This window comes from Burkholderia sp. Ax-1724 (assembly GCF_011752995.1).
In the GTDB taxonomy this organism is placed as follows: domain Bacteria; phylum Pseudomonadota; class Gammaproteobacteria; order Burkholderiales; family Burkholderiaceae; genus Paraburkholderia.
The window spans coordinates 123,866-142,001 of the sequence record NZ_VWWL01000011.1 but is presented as its reverse complement, the minus strand read 5'-3'; the positions used below and the strand labels follow the sequence as shown (position 1 = coordinate 142,001).

The 18,136-nt window shown below is 60.3% G+C and carries 15 protein-coding genes; 10 read left to right on the top strand and 5 right to left on the bottom strand.

Annotation, left to right across the window (positions count from 1 at the left end; all coding sequences use genetic code 11):
* Positions 1–15 precede the first annotated feature (15 nt).
* Together hydA and F3J19_RS15335 are read right to left on the bottom strand one after the other, a co-directional pair.
* Complete coding sequence (gene hydA, locus F3J19_RS15340) at positions 16–1,497, bottom strand: dihydropyrimidinase (protein WP_205192898.1); 1,482 nt, start codon at positions 1,495–1,497, stop codon at positions 16–18.
* A 61-nt stretch (positions 1,498–1,558) separates the two neighbouring features.
* Entirely contained in the window at positions 1,559–2,860 is a 1,302-nt protein-coding gene (locus F3J19_RS15335) for an amidase (protein ID WP_167042744.1), read from the bottom strand.
* A gap of 193 nt (positions 2,861–3,053) precedes the next feature.
* Between F3J19_RS15335 and F3J19_RS15330 the strand changes: the two genes are divergently transcribed.
* Positions 3,054–3,980: a LysR substrate-binding domain-containing protein gene (locus F3J19_RS15330; protein ID WP_167042742.1), complete on the top strand. Its 927-nt coding sequence runs from the start codon at positions 3,054–3,056 to the stop codon at positions 3,978–3,980.
* Positions 3,981–4,307: 327 nt separating this feature from the next.
* The gene (locus F3J19_RS15325; protein ID WP_167042740.1) at positions 4,308–4,598 is read left to right on the top strand and encodes a contact-dependent growth inhibition system immunity protein; all 291 of its coding nucleotides are present in this window, start codon (positions 4,308–4,310) and stop codon (positions 4,596–4,598) included.
* A gap of 70 nt (positions 4,599–4,668) precedes the next feature.
* Here F3J19_RS15325 and F3J19_RS15320 read toward each other — a convergent pair whose 3' ends face one another.
* The 3 genes from F3J19_RS15320 to F3J19_RS15310 form a co-directional block, all read right to left on the bottom strand.
* Positions 4,669–5,697, bottom strand: coding sequence for a D-cysteine desulfhydrase family protein (locus F3J19_RS15320; protein WP_167042738.1), 1,029 nt, complete (start codon positions 5,695–5,697; stop codon positions 4,669–4,671).
* 77 nt (positions 5,698–5,774) lie between these two features.
* Positions 5,775–6,971 carry an aminotransferase class V-fold PLP-dependent enzyme gene (locus tag F3J19_RS15315; RefSeq protein ID WP_167042736.1) on the bottom strand — a complete coding sequence of 399 codons (1,197 nt, stop codon included), beginning with the start codon at positions 6,969–6,971 and terminating at the stop codon, positions 5,775–5,777.
* 84 nt (positions 6,972–7,055) lie between these two features.
* Complete coding sequence (locus F3J19_RS15310; protein WP_167042734.1) at positions 7,056–8,351, bottom strand: L-fuconate dehydratase; 1,296 nt, start codon at positions 8,349–8,351, stop codon at positions 7,056–7,058.
* 178 nt (positions 8,352–8,529) lie between these two features.
* Here F3J19_RS15310 and F3J19_RS15305 point away from each other — a divergent pair, with 178 nt between their 5' ends.
* The 8 genes from F3J19_RS15305 (at position 8,530) to F3J19_RS15270 (ending at position 18,112) form a co-directional block, all read left to right on the top strand.
* Complete coding sequence (locus tag F3J19_RS15305) at positions 8,530–9,291, top strand: GntR family transcriptional regulator (RefSeq protein ID WP_167042732.1); 762 nt, start codon at positions 8,530–8,532, stop codon at positions 9,289–9,291.
* A gap of 67 nt (positions 9,292–9,358) precedes the next feature.
* Positions 9,359–10,876 (top strand): sugar ABC transporter ATP-binding protein, encoded by a 1,518-nt coding sequence (locus F3J19_RS15300; protein ID WP_167042730.1) that lies wholly within the window; start codon positions 9,359–9,361, stop codon positions 10,874–10,876.
* A gap of 13 nt (positions 10,877–10,889) precedes the next feature.
* Positions 10,890–11,918, top strand: a complete 1,029-nt coding sequence (locus F3J19_RS15295) for an ABC transporter permease (protein ID WP_167042728.1) — start codon at positions 10,890–10,892, stop codon at positions 11,916–11,918.
* Positions 11,919–12,067: 149 nt separating this feature from the next.
* Positions 12,068–13,009, top strand: a complete 942-nt coding sequence (locus F3J19_RS15290) for an ABC transporter substrate-binding protein (protein ID WP_167042726.1) — start codon at positions 12,068–12,070, stop codon at positions 13,007–13,009.
* Positions 13,010–13,330: 321 nt separating this feature from the next.
* A complete protein-coding gene (locus F3J19_RS15285; protein WP_167042724.1) occupies positions 13,331–15,313 on the top strand; it encodes an EAL domain-containing protein in 1,983 nt (660 codons plus the stop codon).
* A gap of 21 nt (positions 15,314–15,334) precedes the next feature.
* Complete coding sequence (locus F3J19_RS15280) at positions 15,335–15,754, top strand: hypothetical protein (protein ID WP_167042722.1); 420 nt, start codon at positions 15,335–15,337, stop codon at positions 15,752–15,754.
* Between the two features lie 112 nt (positions 15,755–15,866).
* Entirely contained in the window at positions 15,867–16,091 is a 225-nt protein-coding gene (locus tag F3J19_RS15275) for a hypothetical protein (protein ID WP_167042860.1), read from the top strand.
* Positions 16,092–16,402: 311 nt separating this feature from the next.
* Positions 16,403–18,112 carry a metallophosphoesterase family protein gene (locus tag F3J19_RS15270; protein WP_167042719.1) on the top strand — a complete coding sequence of 570 codons (1,710 nt, stop codon included), beginning with the start codon at positions 16,403–16,405 and terminating at the stop codon, positions 18,110–18,112.
* The last annotated feature ends 24 nt before the right edge of the window (positions 18,113–18,136 follow it).

Below are 18,136 nucleotides of genomic sequence, written 5' to 3'. Positions count from 1 at the left end.
TGCAATGGCAGCCCTTTATAGATCGAACAATTTTCTGAACAATAAACCTCGGCCATCGCGCCCCAGGCCATCAGGCACGGGGCGCTCGGGTTGCACCAGCCATTCCGACGGTCCGCACGCCAGAAACGTGCCGTCTCCCGGTTTCGCCAATAGCTGTCCGCCATTGACGACGACCTTTCCCCGGCAGATCGTTGTTTCCGGCCATCCCTGCACCTGCATGCCTTCGTATGGCGTGTAGCCCACGCGATCGTGCAGCATCTCGCTAGTGATGGTCACGTGGCGATCCGTGTCCCAGATCACGAGGTCGGCATCGCTACCGACCCGGATGACGCCTTTCCTTGGATAAAGCCCGTAGGCTTTGGCCGGATTGGCCGCGGTCAATGCAACGTAGCGCTCCAGTGAAATGCGGCCTTTGCCGACACCCTCGGAAAAGAGCAGAGGCAGACGTGTTTCCAGACCCGGAACGCCGTTGGCGATTTCGGAGAAGCGAGTCTCGGCGCCATTCGGGAGCTTCCCGCTGCTGTCGAAGCGATAGGGCGCATGATCGGACGAAAATACGCTGAGCGTCCCGCTGGCGAGACCCGCCCATACCGCTTCCCGCGATACGCCATCTCTCGGCGGCGGCGCGCAGCAGAACTTGGCGCCTTCCAGTCCGGGCAAATCCAGGTCTTCGCGGGACAGAACCAGGTATTGCGGGCAGGTTTCGGCATATACCGGCGCGCCCATTGTCTGCGCCGCATGAATGACCTGGACGGCCTCGATACCGCCGACATGCACGATGAGCAATGGCGCGCCAGCCAGCCGCGCCAATGACACGGCGCGATAAGTGGCTTCGGTTTCCGCGAGGGGATCGTGTGCCACCTCGTGATATTTAGGCGCGGTCAGGCCTCGTTCGAGCAGCCGGGCCGTCAGCCAGCGCACCATGTCGTTGCTTTCCGCGTGCACCATGACCAGGGCGCCGTGCTGGTTGGCCGAGGCGAAAACATCGAGTATCTGGGTGTCGTTCAGCCTGACCGCGTCATACGTCATGTACACCTTGAACGACGTTATGCCGCGGGATACGGCGATCGGTACTTCCCGGGTCAGAACGTCATCGGATGCGTCGGTCAGGATTGCATGGAACGCATAGTCGATCACCGCCTTGGGTGTGGCGCGAGCCGCGTAATCGTCGATGGCGGCAAGCAATGATTCGCCACGCCGCTGCATGGCAAAAGGAATCACGGTTGTCGTGCCGCCGAACGCGGCGGAAACCGTTCCGCTGTAGAAGTCGTCCGCTCCCATGATACCCATGCCGGACATCTGCTCGATGTGACAGTGACTGTCTATGCCGCCGGGCAGAATCAGCTTTCCGCCGACATCGAAATCCTGCCGACCGGGACATAGGTCCGGGGCCAGCGCGACAATCTGTTCGCCACGAATTCCAATGTCGAGGCGATGCGTTCCATCGCCGGTGTGCACGAGACCACCGCGCAGCGTAAGGTCGAATTCAATCGTCATCAATGAATCCCTGGTCGTTGTCAGGCTGTTGAAATTCGCTGTGAGATATGACTTAAAGAACCTATTCAACAGTCCTGCTGGAAAATGCCGGATCGATATACCGGCTGAGCAATTCGGCCGCAGCCAGCAGCAGGCGATCCTGACCAAATCGCCCCACCAGTTGCAACCCGAACGGCATGCCGTTCGCGGACCGGCCAAATGGAATGACGATGGTCGGCAGATGCAAGAGGGTCCATAAAGCGCCCAGTCGTGGCGAGCCGGAATAGTCGAGGCCTTCTTCCGCGGAGCCTTCCGTCGCCGGGTAGATCAGCACGTCGTTGTCCTGGAACAGTTCATCGACCGAGTATCTGGCGCGCTCGACGGCGCTGCGCAGCTGCAGATAAAGGTCCTGGTCGATCTGTTCCGCGACCGCGAGGCGGTTGCGCAGAATGTCGCTCATCAGTTCGGCGTGGTTCTGGCGTTCATGCGCGAGTGAATGAGCCGCTTCATAGACGAAGATTTTTTCCTGTCCGGCAATCAGACTCTCCAGATCGGCGTCGAGGCTCAATTCGCGAACCGGCTGATTTGCCCGCATCAGAGCCTGCTGAAGTCGCGTCAGCGTATCGAAGAACGATTGCTCGACGCCGTTCCACTGTGATGATCTGCAAATGGCAAAGCGCGGTGTGCCGCAGCGAACGATTTCCGAGTCGAAGTCGGGATCATTGAACGTGAGCAGATAGGCATCGCGAATCGTGCGGGTCAACAATCCAATCGTGTCCAGAGATTGACTCGTGGGTTTCAGGCCCGCACGGTTGAACAGGTCGAACGTGGGCTTGAACCCCACCACTCCACAATACGATGCCGGTCGGGCAATCGATCCGGTCGTTTGCGTACCCAGTGCGAAAGGCACCATGAAATCGGCGACTGCCGCAGCCGATCCGCTGGACGATCCCCCGGGAGTATGGGTGAGACGAAGCGGATTGCGCGTCATGGCGGGCTTGCGCGTCGCGAATTCGCTGGTGGCCGCTTTGCCGACGAGAATCCCGCCCATGCCCCGGAATTGCGACACGCATGCCGAATCGGCTTGCGGGCGATGTCCGGCATAGATTGGGGAACCGTATTCAGTCGGAAAGTCGGCGGTTTCGATGATGTCCTTTACAACGAACGGTATCCCATGCAGGTGAGGGCGATACGCCTGCCTGTCCATCTTGCGTGCATCGTGAAGCGCCTTGTCCGGGTCGACGGTGACAAGAGCCTGCACGACCGGGTTGCGATCCTGAATGCGCTCCAGGCACGACCGTACGAGTTGCTCGGAAGTGAGCGAGCCGGCCGCCAATTGCTGCGCGGCGGCGGAAACAGTGAGCAGATGAGCTTCGTGGATCAATTTTTTTGCCGGAAGTCAACTTGAGTGGCGGATTATAGGTAGGCCATAAATCTACGTCTAATTCTTAATTGACAGTCGATTGATTCGTATTAAGCTATCAATCGAGTCTCGCCGGATCAGCCGACTCGGGGGCGAAGAGGCCACCCCGCGGGCCACACCGCGCGTAAGTTCGTCTTCCTTCTACTCATCACCCATGTACGATCTGATTCATCTGAAGACATTTGTCGTGCTGGCGGAAGAGCTGCATTTCCGCCGGGCCGCCGAGCGCCTGCATATCACTCAGCCCCCGCTCAGCCAGCGGTTGAAGCAGCTCGAAGACTTTCTTGATGTACGCCTGCTGGAGCGCACGACGCGATCGGTCGAACTCACCAATGCGGGCAAGGTTTTTCTGGAAGGCGCACGCGAGGTGCTGAGGCGGCTCGAAACGCTCGACTTGCAGACGAAGCTCGCGTCGACAGGCAATGCGGGAAAACTGCGCATCGGCTTCGTTCCGAGCGCCGCCTATATCTTCCTGCCGATGGTGTTGCAAAAGTACAAGGCACTTCATCCGATGGTGGATATCCAGCTGGACGAAATGCCGTATCTGCGCATCCTCGATCAATTGAAGAATCAAAATATCGATGTCGCGTTGCTGCGAACCTCGACGCAGGAGAAAGCGGTGAGCAATATCGTCGCAATGAGGGAGTCGCTCATTGTCGCCATCCCGCGCAGCCATCGATTGGCGAAGAGCAAGGTGGTCCGCGTTACGGACCTGCATCAGGAGCCATTCATCGCGTTTTCCGGGCGCGACTCGCCTTATTTCTCCGAGAAGATTGGCAACATCCTGTTGCAGCACCGGGTGCAACCGAGGATCGTTCAATATTCGCTATTGCCGACCATTCTCTCTTTTGTGGAAGCGGGAATCGGACTCGCGATCGTGCCGGAATCGGTCAGTCGAATCGCGAATCCGAATGCCGTCTACAAGAAACTGCTTGGCTTGCAGGATCGCGATGCGGTGGATCTGACCGCGGCGTGGCGCAGAGATCATAAATCGATTCTGCTGGCTAACTTCATTGAGATTATTCGCGAGGTGAGTCTCGTCAGTCGTCGGCGAAAACCGGGGGGAAAGGAAGTGTTCTGAGTGAACGGAGTATGGGATTCCTGTTTTACGTCGTCGGTCTGACTACCACCGTCCCTACCGAACCTCGATATCGCCGCGTGCACTATCCCGCGGGTTATCTGTCGTGCGACGCCTGCGCGGATCATAGTCGAACTCGAGGCGCGCAGGCGTTGACTGCAATCTTGAAACCAAAATCATCCACGGCCCATTCCATACGTCGCGATTGATTGGTAGTTTGACTGGTTCAATTAATTTTACGCGAATGAACAAAGTTTTCGTCGTTCTGAAATACGAAACCTATAACGGCATGCCTATACATTCTTACCGCCTACATCGAATGAGAGAGAAATGAGTTCTTCAGAGCGCTATCCAGAAATGGACCACATTTTTAGTGTGTATTTCGGCCAGGACTTCGACCTGTTTGGAGAAACTGTTCCGGAAATTGTCGTGTGTTATAAGAAAGACAGTCCTTACCACTATAAAGAATTGAATCGCGAAATAGACTCGTTCAGGAGCGAACACCCGAACGACCTGGAGGCAGCATTCAATCAGTCGTTCAGGGATGGGTTTCGTCCCGAAGGGGCGGGCTACACGACCGCCTCTTTCCTTGAGGAATTGAAGCGGCTTCTGAGCGAGTAACCGCACCTACCACGCCGGGCCCAACATCGGTTTGCCGATACCCGGCGGCCCACCATCAGCACACTACCATTCAAAACTCACCCCGATACGCAAACAACCCCGGCAGTCCCCCGCTCATCACAAATAGAACCTTCTGCCCCGCAGCATACTTCCCACTCGTCACTCCTTCCACCAGTCCCGCGAACGCCTTCCCGCTATATACGGGGTCGAGCAGAAGACCTTCCGTCGACGCCAGCAAACGAACGGCAGCACGCATGCCATCCGTGGGGATGCCGTACCCCTGGCCGAGTTGCGCTTCATCGATCGAAACGTCGCTCTGGTTCACGCGCAGATTGGGATCGATAAGCTGAAGCGTTTGATTCGCTTTATCGAGCGTCGTGGCGTGCGCGTGAGCGGCATCGCCATAGACCGTGAATCCGGTAATACGCGACGGGTCCAGGCCGAGTGCGACAAAACCCGCAATCAGTCCTGCATGCATGCCGCCGCTTCCATTGGGTATCACGATGCGATCGAAAGACAACTCCGCCGCGCGCGATTGATCCACGATCTCAGCCGCGCAATCCGCATAGCCGAGACAACCGACGGGACTCGATCCACCCAGCGGACACACATAGACATTGCGGCCTTGCGCGCGCAATGCGTTCGCACGTTGTTCGGCGAATTGCAGCGCATTCGCGGAACCGGGCAGATCATGCACATGCGCGCCGAATAGCGAATCGAGCAGGACGTTGCCGTTCTCCATGTAGTCGTGATCGGATCGCGGCACGGTGCGCGTCAGCACCAGTTCGCATTGGAGTCCGACACGCGCTGCCGCGGCCGCCGTGAGTCGTGCGTGATTCGACTGGCGGGCGCCGACGGTCATGATGGTATCCGCGCCGACGGCCAGGGCTTCTCCAATCAGGAATTCGAGCTTCCTCAATTTGTTGCCACCGCCGCCGAGACCGGTCAGGTCTTCTCTTTTGACGTAGAGGTTCGCGCCGCCAAGATGGGCGCTCAGGCGCGGGAGATGCTGGATCGGCGTCGGACCTTCGAGAAGCTCGCGGCGTGGGAATCGCGAAAGATCGAGCCTGGCGAGTCCGGTGAGGGGAGTGGAGTTCATGGTCTTTCAGAAATCGTTCGATTGAGCGGCATGTTGAGCCACGCGATCGGTGCGCCGCGTGGCCCGTTACCCGAACCTTAATGCACGAGAGCTCGTATCGCGGCTAGCAGTCTTTCGATCTCCGTATCGGTGGTCAGATAGCTGACGGATGCGCGCGCGACCTGCTGAAGCCCTCTGTGTGTCATATCCAGCGGCGTGTAACTCACGCCGTTACTGCTGATCGCAATGCCTTGCGCGGCGAGCGAACTCCGTACCGATGCCGCATCGAGACCCGCGACGTTGAACGACACGAGACCAGATCGTTCGGTACCCTGATCGAGTACCGACACGCCAGGAATATCCGCGAGTTGCAGGCGCAATCGTTGAGCGATCTGATCGATCTGTGCGCGAATGGTATCGATGCCGATTTCGAGCGCTTCGTGTAGCGCATTCGCCAATCCGCAGTGTAGAGCGAACGCCGTTTCCGACAATTCGAAGCGTGCCGCGTCGTCTCGCAGCACGGGTTCGCCGTGGGCATCGAGCGGTGCCGAATGTATGTCGACGAATGCAGGCATCAGGCGCGAGAGAAAATCCTGCCTCACATACAGCAGTCCTGTACCTCTTGGACCGCGCAAGGCTTTACGGCCTGCACCGGCCAGCATATCGCAGCCCAGTTCAGCCACGTCGACGGGAACCTGCCCCACGGCCTGCGCCGCGTCGATGAGGTAGGGAATGCCGTGGCGTCGCGCTACCCGGCCGATCGCCGCGGCCGGGTTGATGAGTCCGCCGTTCGCGGGCAGCCAGGTCAGTGCGATCAGGCGCACTCTGTCATCGAGCATGGCTTCGAGCGCGTGAGGATCGACCATGCCGCTCGAATCGGACGGAATCGGTTCGATCGAGGCACCGGCCCGTTGCGCGGCGTAGTGCATCGAGGCGAGATTGCCGCCCCATTCGTGCCGCCCGACGAGAATGCGCTGCCCCGGTTGCCACGGCCCCAATGCGGCGAACGCAATCCCCCAGCTAGTGGACCCGCCCGTGGTCAGCGCGATTTCATTAGGCTGTGCGTTGAACAGTTGCGCCGCGAGCGCGCGTGCTCGCGCGGACTGTTCTCTGCCTGTCGCGCCGGCTTCCATCGGCCCGGCCGTGGCTTCGCGCATCAGGTGCGCGTGAATGGCTTCCAGTGTGGCAGCCGACGGCAACGATGCGCCGGCGTGATTGAAGTGTGTCGTGGTGGACGCGCCGGGAGTGCGGGCACGCAGCGCATCTATTGCGGCAGACGAGAGCGGAGAGGACATGGCGGTTTCGATCGGGTGAGTTGAGTTCGCGCTTCCTGCAAAGTGCCGAGGATAGCCCGAAACCCGCCCTCTCCGCTAATTCCATTAGCCCTTCCAGGCCTCTCCATCCGGAAACGCGTGCTTTTCGAGCGACTCCGCGAATATCTCGATGCTATAGCCCGGCTTTTGCGGCGGCATATAGCGGCCATTGCGAATGACGACCGGATCGACGAAATGCTCGTGCAGATGATCGACGTATTCGAGTACCCGGTTTTCGAGCGAACCCGACACGCAGATATAGTCGAACAGCGAAATATGCTGCACGTACTCGCACAATCCGACGCCGCCCGCATGCGGGCACACCGGCACGCCGAACTTCGCGGCCATCAGCAGCACGACGATGACTTCGTTGAGTCCGCCGAGCCGGCAGCTATCGACCTGGCAGAAGTCGATGGCTTGCGCCTGCAGCAATTGCTTGAACATCACGCGGTTGTGGCAATGCTCGCCGGTAGCGACGCCGATCGAGCCGAGCCGCTTGCGAATCGCCGCGTGGCCGAGAATGTCGTCGGGACTCGTGGGCTCTTCGATCCACCACGGGTCGAATTCCGCGAGGCGCCGCATGTTCGCGACCGCTTCATCGACGTCCCATACCTGATTCGCGTCCATCATCAGCTTCAGGTTCTCGCCGATTTCCTCGCGCAGAATGCGCGCGCGCCGGACGTCCTCGTCGAGATCGCCGCCCACCTTCTGCTTGAAATGCGTCCAGCCCTGCGCGACGCCTTCGCGCGCAAGGCGGCGAATCTTCTCGTCGTCGTAACCGAGCCAGCCGGCCGATGTCGTATAGGCCGGGTAGCCGTGCGCGACCATTTCTTTTTCGCGCTCGCCTTTGGTTTTCGCGTGACGGTGCAGCATGGCGAGTGCTTCATAAGGCGTGATCGCATCCGTCACGTAGCGAAAGTCGAGACAGCGCACGAGTTCTTCGGGACTCATGTCGACGAGCAGTTTCCATACGGGCTTGCCGACCGATTTCGCCCACAGGTCCCACACCGCATTGACGACTGCCGCGGTCGCCAGATGAATCGCGCCTTTATCGGGGCCGATCCAGCGCAATTGGCTATCCGACGTCAACGCGCGCCAGAAAGCCCCCATATTCGCGGCGATATCTTCGAGCTTCTTGCCGGCGATGAGCGGCGTCAGCGCATTGACCGCCGTCACGCAGATCTCGTTGCCGCGCCCGATCGTAAACGTGAGGCCATGACCCGTGAGACCGGGCGAGTCGGTTTCGAGCGTGACGTAGGTGGCGGAATAGTCCGGCGCGGAATTCATCGCATCGGAGCCGTCGAGAGAGCGTGAAGTGGGAAAGCGAATGTCCCGAACGGACAGTCTTGTGATCGTGGTCATCTGAGTACTCTCCGGGAGCGATGGCTAGCGGTTTTCGCCTGCGGGGCAGGCGGGTCGGCTTTTTGCGCACGCGGCGCACGCACTACTCGTACGCGTATCGAGGCAGGGCGACCACTATTTGGACCATGGCGGACCCAGGCATTTGTACGCGTTGACAACACTGCATTCGCTTCCTAGCATGCTAGCATGTCTTCTCGAAATCAAGAGCGTCGTGAGTTCTTCAGCCGATCCAGAGACTGTCGCCAGCAATCCGTATGTCGCACTGCAAAAGATCAGGGGCGGCGAGCGCGGCAGCTTGACCGACGCGGTCGAAGCGGCGTTGCGGGAAGCGATTCTGACGCTGGCGCTGGAACCCGGCATGATGATCGACAAGATCGCGGTCTGCGAGCGGATGGGCGTGTCGCGCTTTCCCGTTTCTTCCGCGTTGGCGAGGCTGGCGCATGCGGGCCTCGTCGAGGTGTTGCCGCAGCGCGGCACGCGCGTCAAACCGATCGCGCTCGACGACATTCGCCAGCATCTGTTTATCCGCAGCGCACTGGAAGTCGAAACGGTGCGCGGCGTTGCGTCGATGCGCGATCGGGCCACGCTCGATGCGCTGGCAAGCAATCTCGACAGGCAGCGCAGTGTGGCCGGCAGCGGCGAACGTCTTGCGTTTCACGAGCTCGATCTGGCTTTCCATGAAATCCTGCTCGACGCGGTGAAGCTGCCGCGAGTGAAGGAAATCGTCGCGGTGTCGCGCAATGCGCTGGATCGCGCGCGGCAATTGCTGGCGAGTCCCGAGCGGCTCATGCATACGCTCGAAGAGCACGAAAAGATTTTCGAGGCTATCGGCGCCGGCAATGGCGATGCGGCCGCGAAAGCGATGCACGATCATCTCGACCAGGTGGTCGCCGAGTTGCACCGGTCCGCGAAAGCAAGGCCGGATCTTTTCGAGCCGTAATGAAAGCCGTCTTGAACGCGGTCATCAAAGTGCTGGTGATACAGGTAGCCGTCGGCGAGTCCGCACCATGAACCCACTCATTTCAGTCAACAAGCTGTGCAAGAGCTTTCCTGGCGTCAGAGCGCTTCATGACGTTCGCTTCGAACTCATGGCCGGCGAGGTTCATGCATTGATGGGCGAGAACGGCGCGGGCAAATCGACGTTGATGAAAATTCTCGCTGGCGTCTACACGCGCGATTCGGGCGAAATTCTCTACGACGGCAAGCCGGTCGATTTTCAGGGTCCGCGCGACGCGCAGGCGGTCGGCATTGGCATCATTCATCAGGAACTGCAACTGATGAATCATCTGAGCGTCGCGCAGAACATCTTTATTGGCCGCGAGCCGCGCAAGCACCTGGGGCTCTTTCTCGACGAAGACAAACTCAATGCACAGGCTCGCGAGATTCTCGCGCGCATGCATGTCAATCTCGATCCGCGCACGATGGTCGGCTCGCTCACGGTGGCGAGCCAGCAGATGGTCGAGATCGCGAAGGCACTGTCTTTCGACTCGCGCGTGCTGATCATGGACGAACCCACGTCCGCGCTCAACGACGCCGAGATTGCGGAACTGTTCCGCATCATTCGGCAATTGAAGGAGCGCGGAGTCGGCATCGTCTATATCTCACACAAGATGGACGAGCTGAAACAGATCACCGACCGTGTGACCGTGATGCGCGACGGCGAATACGTCGCGACCGTGCCGACCGAAGGCACGAGCGTCGAAACGATCATCGGCATGATGGTCGGCAGAACGCTCGCCGAGATGCCGCCGGTCGAAAGCGCTTTGGTGCGCGGCGAGGTCGCGCTCGAAGTGAGAAATCTCGTCGCGGGGCCGCTCGTGCGCGACGTGAGTTTCGCGTTGCGCCAGGGCGAAATACTCGGCTTTGCCGGCTTGATGGGCGCGGGCCGTACCGAAGTGGCGCGCGCGGTGTTCGGTGCCGATCCGGTCGAGTCCGGCGAAATTCTCGTGAAAGGCGTGAAAGCGTCGATCAGAAAGCCGAGCGATGCGGTGAAGCGCGGCATCGGCTATTTGTCGGAAGACCGTAAGCGCTTCGGTCTCGCGACCGGCATGGACGTCGAATCGAACATCGTGATGTCCGATCTCGGCAAGTTCCTGTCGTTCAATATGTTTCTGCGCCGTGCGCAGATACGCAAACGCGCCCAGCACTTCATCAAGCTGCTCGCGATTCGCACGCCATCGGCCACACAGCAGGTACGGCTTCTCTCGGGCGGCAATCAGCAGAAGATCGTGATTGCGAAATGGCTCGAACGCGATTGCGACGTGCTGTTCTTCGACGAACCGACGCGCGGCATCGACGTCGGCGCGAAAAGCGAAATCTACAAGCTGCTGCGCTCGCTTGCCGCACAAGGCAAGGCGATCGTGATGATTTCCTCGGAATTGCCCGAAGTGCTGCGCATGAGCGACCGCATCGTCGTGATGTGCGAAGGCCGCATTACCGGCGAACTCTCCGCCAGCGAAGCGACGCAGGAGCGCATCATGCATCTCGCGACGCAGCGCGAAACCCTGAAAGCGGCACCAGCCTGAAGAGGTCCACGACATGACATTGCGAACGGATACCGCGGCGCTCGACGGTGAAGGCCGGTCTTCCGGCCTGCGGGCCCGCATCTTCGCGCCCACCGCGTTGCAGAAACTGCTCGCGTTCGCGAGCCTGATTCTGCTGCTGGTTTTCTTCAGCTTCGCGTCGCCCGCTTTCATGCAGATGGACAACATCCTCGGCATTCTGCAGGCGACCGCGGTGAACGGCGTGCTCGCGATTGCCGCGACGTTCGTCATCATCACGGGCGGCATCGATCTTTCGGTCGGCACGTTAATGACGTTTACCGCCGTGATTTGCGGCGTGTTTCTCACCAATTGGCATTTGCCGATGTGGATCGGCGTACTCGCTGCCATCGTCACGGGCGCAATTTGCGGTACGGTATCGGGCACGCTGACCGCGAAGATGAAGATTCCGCCGTTCATCGCGACGCTCGGCATGATGATGCTGCTGAAAGGACTTTCGCTCGTCGTCTCCGCCGACAAACCGATCTATTTCACCGACACCGAGAACTTCTACCGTATTTCGCAGGATTCGCTGATCGGCTATGTGCTGCCGAGCGTGCCGATTCCGAATGCGGTGCTGATCCTGTTCTTCCTCGCGATTGCGAGTTCGATCGTGCTCAATCGCACGGCACTCGGCCGCTACACGTTCGCACTCGGCAGCAACGAAGAAGCGGTACGGCTTTCGGGCGTCAACGTCGATCGCTGGAAGATCGCGATCTACGGCGTGGGCGGCGCGATTTGCGGCATTGCGGGTCTGCTGATCGCGTCGCGTCTGAACTCCGCGCAACCGGCGCTCGGCCAAGGCTACGAGCTCGATGCGATCGCCGCGGTCGTGATCGGCGGAACGTCGCTGAGCGGCGGCTCGGGCACGATTCTCGGCACGATCATCGGCGCTTTCATCATGAGCGTGCTGACCAACGGCTTGCGCATCATGTCGGTCGCGCAGGAATGGCAGATCGTCGTGACGGGTCTCATCATCATTCTCGCGGTCTATGCGGACATCCTGCGGCGCAGCAGGAGAAGCTGAACCCGCCGATAGAGGAAACACAGCAAACGCAAACACAACAAACGCAAACGCAGCAAACACAGGAATCGCAGGAGCAAGAGAGAGAGGGGAGCACGTGGAGGCTCCCTCAACGGCTGCAGGTTGATAGCCCATCCTTAGGAGGAGGCCCCATGTTGAAGAGAAGACTCATCGGTATTGTGGTCGGTGTCGGCGCGCTCGTCGGTGGAAGTGCTCTCGCGTATGCGGACGAGCCTTATATTCCGCTCATTTCGAAGGGCTTCCAGCATCAGTTCTGGCAGGCCGTGAAAGCAGGCGCCGAACAGTCCGCGAAAGCGAACAACGTCAGGATGACGTTCGAGGGACCGGAAACGGAGGCGATGGTCGACAAGCAGATCGACATGCTCTCGGCCGCGCTCGCGAAGAAGCCGCAGGCGCTCGGCATCGCGGCGCTCGACAGCAAGGCCGCGATTCCGCTGCTCAAACGCGCGCAGAACGACAAGATTCCGGTCATCGCATTCGACTCCGGTGTCGACAGCGATATTCCGCTCACCACGTGCGCGACCGACAACATTGCGGCCGCCGCGCTCGCCGCCGACAAGATGGCCGCGCTGATCGGCGACGCGGGAGAGGTCGGCGTGATCGTGCATGACCAGACGAGTCGTACCGGGGTCGACCGGCGCGACGGTTTCCTCAACCAGATCAAGTCGAAGCATCCGAACATCAAGATCGTCTCCGTGCAATACGGTGCCGGCGATCACCTGAAGTCGGCGGAAATCGCCAAGGCGATGATTCAGGCCAACCCGAACCTGAAAGGCATTTTCGGCGCCAATGAAGGCTCGGCGGAAGGTGCCGCGATCGGCGTCAAGGAATCGGGCAAGAAGCTCGTGCTGATCGGCTTCGACTCCGGCAAGGAGCAGAAGGACAACATCATGTCGGGCCTGATGGCGGGCGCGATTACGCAGAACCCGGTCGGCATCGGCAAATGCGTGGTCGATTCGGCGGTCAAGGCGCTGCATGGCGAAAAGCTGCCGAAGAAGATCGACACGGGTTTCTACTGGTATGACAAGACCAATATGAACGATCCGAAGATTGCGGCAGTGCTTTACGACTGAGTTGCGCCGGCACGGCAATCGACGTGCGATCGTCAAAGAGGAAGAGCGATGCTCTTCCTCTTTTTTATTGGGTATTCGTCATGTCTGTTATTCGCAACGCCTGGAGTGCCTCGCGCATGGTGCATTGCGTGACGCCAAACGTTTGCGAGGACGTTCGAATTCTCCGTTGAACCGTTGTGCACGTGCTCGTCATTTGTGCAGCGCTTTCAATCGGTGTGTGGGCCAGTCATTTCCCGCCATTTGCGGAATTAATCTGATATTTTACGTTTGTGCAACCATTGCACGTCCGTGTGGCCCCACTAACCGATAGATGCGCAGGTCATGGCTTTTACCGAACCAAGGTCTCCATTTTTCAGGTGGGTCGTCTCTTGCGCTCAGAACCTGAGCCCGGAGAACCGGCAGGTTTTACTTGCTAATCTGTTTACGCGAACCGCTTCGATCGTCTTCGCGTCGATCTGCGAAATCAGCGTTTGCGCCACCGCGTACTATCTTTATCCGATTCCTCTCTACGCCGTCTGGGGCATTGCCGTCGTCGCATTGCTGGGCGCGCGGCTCGTGCTGATCTGGCTGTGCCGCACGCGTTCCGCGCAAGGTCTGCCCACGCCGACTTCCGCGTTTCTGTTGGCGAGTCTGCTGTGGAGCATGCTATTCGGCATCGGTACATTACTGTGCAATATCAGCGGGAATCCCACGCTGTTTCTGCTCGGCAACGTGTGCGCGGTTGGGGTGATCGGCGGCCTGGCCGGACGCAATGCGGGTACGCCGCGCCTCGCGCTATTGCAGATCGTTTTCATTCTTGGTTTCCTGAGCGTGGGCGCGGCACTCTCGCCGGGCAGCGGCAAGCTCGTGCTGCTGTTTCAGGCGCCGTTTTGCGCGGCCGGCTTTTTCACGGTGGCGTTGCGCAGCAATCGCGATACCGTGGCGTTGCTGCTCGCGCGCGAAAACAGTCATCGTCTTGCGCGGCAGGACAGCCTCACCGGTTTGCCGAATCGCGCGCGTCTCAGCGAACTGCTGCTCGAGCGCACCAGCAAGGGCTCGCCCGAGGACCAGGCATTCGCGGTGCTGCTGATCGATCTGGACGGCTTCAAGGCGATCAACGACAGTCTCGGCCACGCGGCGGGCGACCAGATTCTTCAGGAAGCGGCGAGGCGTCTGCGCGAGCTGCTGCCGGGCGGCGATCAGGTGGGCCGTCTCGCGGGCGACGAGTTCGTGGCGATTGCGGACGGCGCTGCACAGATTCGCGACGTAAAGGTGCTTGCCGATCGTATCGTCAGAACGCTCGCGCGGCCGTTCGCGTTGAGCGATGCGCTCGTGCATATCGGCGCGAGCGTCGGCATTGCGCTTTATCCGCAGCATGCACAGACGGGTCCGCAATTGCTGATTTGCGCCGATCGCGCGTTGTATGCGGTCAAGCGCAGCGGCAAGAGCTCGTTCACGATCTTCGACAGGGAGAAGCATGTCTCCGACGAAAGCCTGAGCCTCTTGCGCAGCGATCTCGAAGGCGCGTTGAAATCGTTCAGCGGTTTGCGCATCGAGTATCAGCCGATCGTCGACCTGAGTAGCGGCGCGGTGTCGGGCCGCGAGGCGCTGATTCGCTGGACGCATCCGACGCGCGGCGAGCTGTCGCCGTCCGCGTTCATTCCGACCGCCGAACGCACCGGGCTGATTCTCGCGCTGGGCGAATGGGTGCTGCTGCAATCGTGCATGGAAGCGGCGAGGTGGTGCGACCAGGTGATCGTCGCGGTTAACGTGTCGCCGGTGCAGTTGCGCGAGGAATCGTTCGCGTCGAAGGTATTGGCGATACTTCGCAAGACGAAGCTGCCGGCCACGCGGCTCAATCTCGAGGTGACCGAAACCGCGCTATTGAACGATGATGCGGTCACTCGCCGCAACATCGCGAGGCTGCGTTCGCTCGGCATCGGACTCGCGCTCGACGATTTCGGCACCGGCTTCTCGACGATGTCGACGCTCGTGCGCTTCTCGTTCGACAAGCTGAAGATCGACAGTTCGTTCGTCAAGGAGTCGGTGCACGGGCGCGAATCGGCGGCCGTGGTGCGCGGCATCGTTGCACTGGCGCGTGAAATAGGCATGTCGACCACGGCCGAAGGCATCGAAACCGAGGAGCAACTGAGCTTCGTGCGCGTATGCGGATGCACGCACGCGCAGGGCTATCTGCTCGGCAGGCCGGTGCGTGGCGATGCAATCGAGCAGAGCGAGTTGGCGCTCGAAGCACCCGATGTTGCGCCTGCTACGGCACCTGCTACCGCGCCTGTTACTGACAAGACAGAAAGCGCCGGCTTCTGAAAGCCGCCAGCGGAAATCGACATGTCTTCTCCATTGCAATTCCAGCTCAGAATTACCGCGTCGCGCGAATGGGCAGAGGCGTTGCGCGCCGATCCGTCCAGCGCATCGAGGCCGGCGCTGCGTGACGTTCTGCGCACGCACAACGCGACGCTGAAGTGCCAGTTCGATGCATTCGCCGACTACGTGAGCGAAGCGGAAAGAATCGGCATCGAGCACTATCCGCTTTATCAATGGACCCGGCAGACGATAGAGAACCCCGAGAAAAAAGCGAAGTATCTGCGATCGTTCACGCTGTATGTCAACGGCGAGGAAGTCTACGACCAGGCTGTGACAGACGCGCTCGAAGGCGAGTTGTCGACGCTCGTCGACGGGAGCCGCATCGTGCGCGTTTCGCGCTTCGACACGAATCCTGCGAACAATCCGCAGCCGCCCTCAAGCTGACGATTGTGTTACATCGGTACAGTCCCGTCACCGTCAAGCCGCTTAACATTTGACGACAGCACGCGAGCTTCGTGAGACGATGCAGTTTCACCAACTTTTGTGGGAGCGCGACATGGGACTTCTGGACGAAGTAGGCAAGATTGCAGGTGCGGTTGCCGCCGTCGAAGCAGCGGAGAAAGTCGATCCGGAAGCGGGTCTGCTGACGAAAGGCATTGCCGCTGTCGCTGGTTTTGAAGGCGCCGGCAAGCTGGAATCGCTGGTCGAGAAGAAAGAAGACGAGAAGCAGGACGACGCCAGCAACGCTCAGGCTTCCGACGATACGAGTTCGCAGACCTGAGCGAATTCACGGTTGCCGGCTGCATGCAGGTCGTCTGGTTGCATCGTGCGCCGGCAACCCCACGCTGATTAAGCTAGTCTGATTTAACGGTCGCCCGGCCGTTACGAATTTTTCAGAACGCCTTCATTCATATCGAAACGAGCTTTCGTTTCGCAATCCGATTCTTCCATTCCTTCGTTTTTCCGGTCCGATGTTTTCATCGGGCTGTCATCGCTACGCCGCTACGATGGTTCGTCACATGCGTCCGCGCTCGCACCGCGGTGCGTTGTTTTGCGCTGGCATTCTTCCACCACCTCACAACAACACCGGACATGTCGAACAAGAAAATCGTCAAGGCAGCGCCCGCCGACGAGCAGGGCGCATCGATCGTTTCGCGTCGAGGATTCCTGAAGTTCGCCGGCGCATCGAGTCTCGCAACCGCCGCGGGCGCGCTTTCGTCGGCGGCGCGCGGCGCAAACGGTACCGCACCCGACGGCACACCCGAGCAGGTGCATCTGACCTGGGGCAACGACCCGACGAGCGAAGTCACGGTGTCGTGGTCGTCGCTCGCGGCCGCAAGCAATCCGCAGGTGCGCCTGAGCGGGCTGAACGGCGCGGACCGGCAACGGCACACCGTGCATGCGGTGCAGAGCACCTATACCGACGGCATCAACGGCGAGGTCGTCTTCAGCTATCACGCCCGCCTGCGCGATCTGAAGGCCGATACGCATTACCAGTACGAAGTGACGGCCGACAACGACAGCAATGCGTCGCAGCCCTTTAGCGCGAGTTTCCGCACCGCGCCGCATGGCCGCACGCCGTTTCGCTGGACCAGTTACGGCGATCTCGCGACGCCGAATACGAACTGGGTATTGTCGTCGCCGCAAAGCCGCTTCGCGGTGCAGGCCGTCGAGCGCTTTCAGCCGCTGTTTCACCTGCTCAACGGCGACCTCTGCTACGCGAACCTGAATCCGATGCAGCAGCCCGAGGTGTGGCGCGACTTCGGCAACAATGCACAGACGTCCGCGTCGAACCGGCCGTGGATGCCGTGCCCCGGCAATCACGAACTCGAATTCAACAACGGCGAGCAGGGGCTGGCGTCGTATCTGTCGCGCTATACGCTGCCCGACAATCACACGCGTTTTCAGGGCCGCTGGTACAGCTTTCGCGTCGGCGCGGTGCTGTTCGTTTCGCTCGACGCGGACGACGTCATCTATCAGGATGGCGCGGCATTCGTTGCGGGGCCCACGCCATTGACGCCGGTGGCGAGCACCGGCAATCCGCCGATTCCGGCCGGCACCTCGCTCTACGTGCGCGGCTATAGCAACGGCGAGCAGACACGCTGGCTCGAAAACGTCTTGCAGCGCGCCGCACATGACGGCGACATCGACTGGATCGTCGTGCAGATGCATCAGGACGCGCTCAGTTCGTCGAAGACCGGCAACGGCTCGGACAAGGGCATTCGCGAAGCGTGGCTACCGCTCTTCGATCGCTATGGCGTGGACCTCGTGCTGTGCGGCCACGATCACGACTACGAGCGCAGTTATCCGGTGCGCGGTTGCAATCACCACAAGGGCACCGACATCGCGACGGGCCGGCCGGTCGATACGTTGCAGCCGAAGCCGGTCATGTCGGCGGTTTCGCATGGCGAGTCGACGTTCGATACGAGCCACGGCACGATTCACCTGATTCTCGGCGGTGGCGGCACGAGCGCGCCGCTCGATGTGTATGGCGTCGATGCCGGCACGGGTCTGCCGCAAGCGCGCATTTTCACGAAGCCGAATCGCCCGGCTCCGTCGACGACGACAACGGGCGCGTTCGTGCGCGCCAACGCGGATGCGGTCGAAGACGCGATCTGGTCCGCGCAGCGCGACACCGGCACCGGCTACGGTATCGCGGTGTTCGATTACGATCCGGGCGAGCATGGCGGGGAGACCACGATTACGATGAACTACTACCATGCGCCCGGCGCGGATCAAACGCCGACCGCCGACTACGAACTGTTCGAAACGATCGAGCTGAAGAAGAAACGGCACAAATAAGAAAGCGCATATCGTTCGGTAATC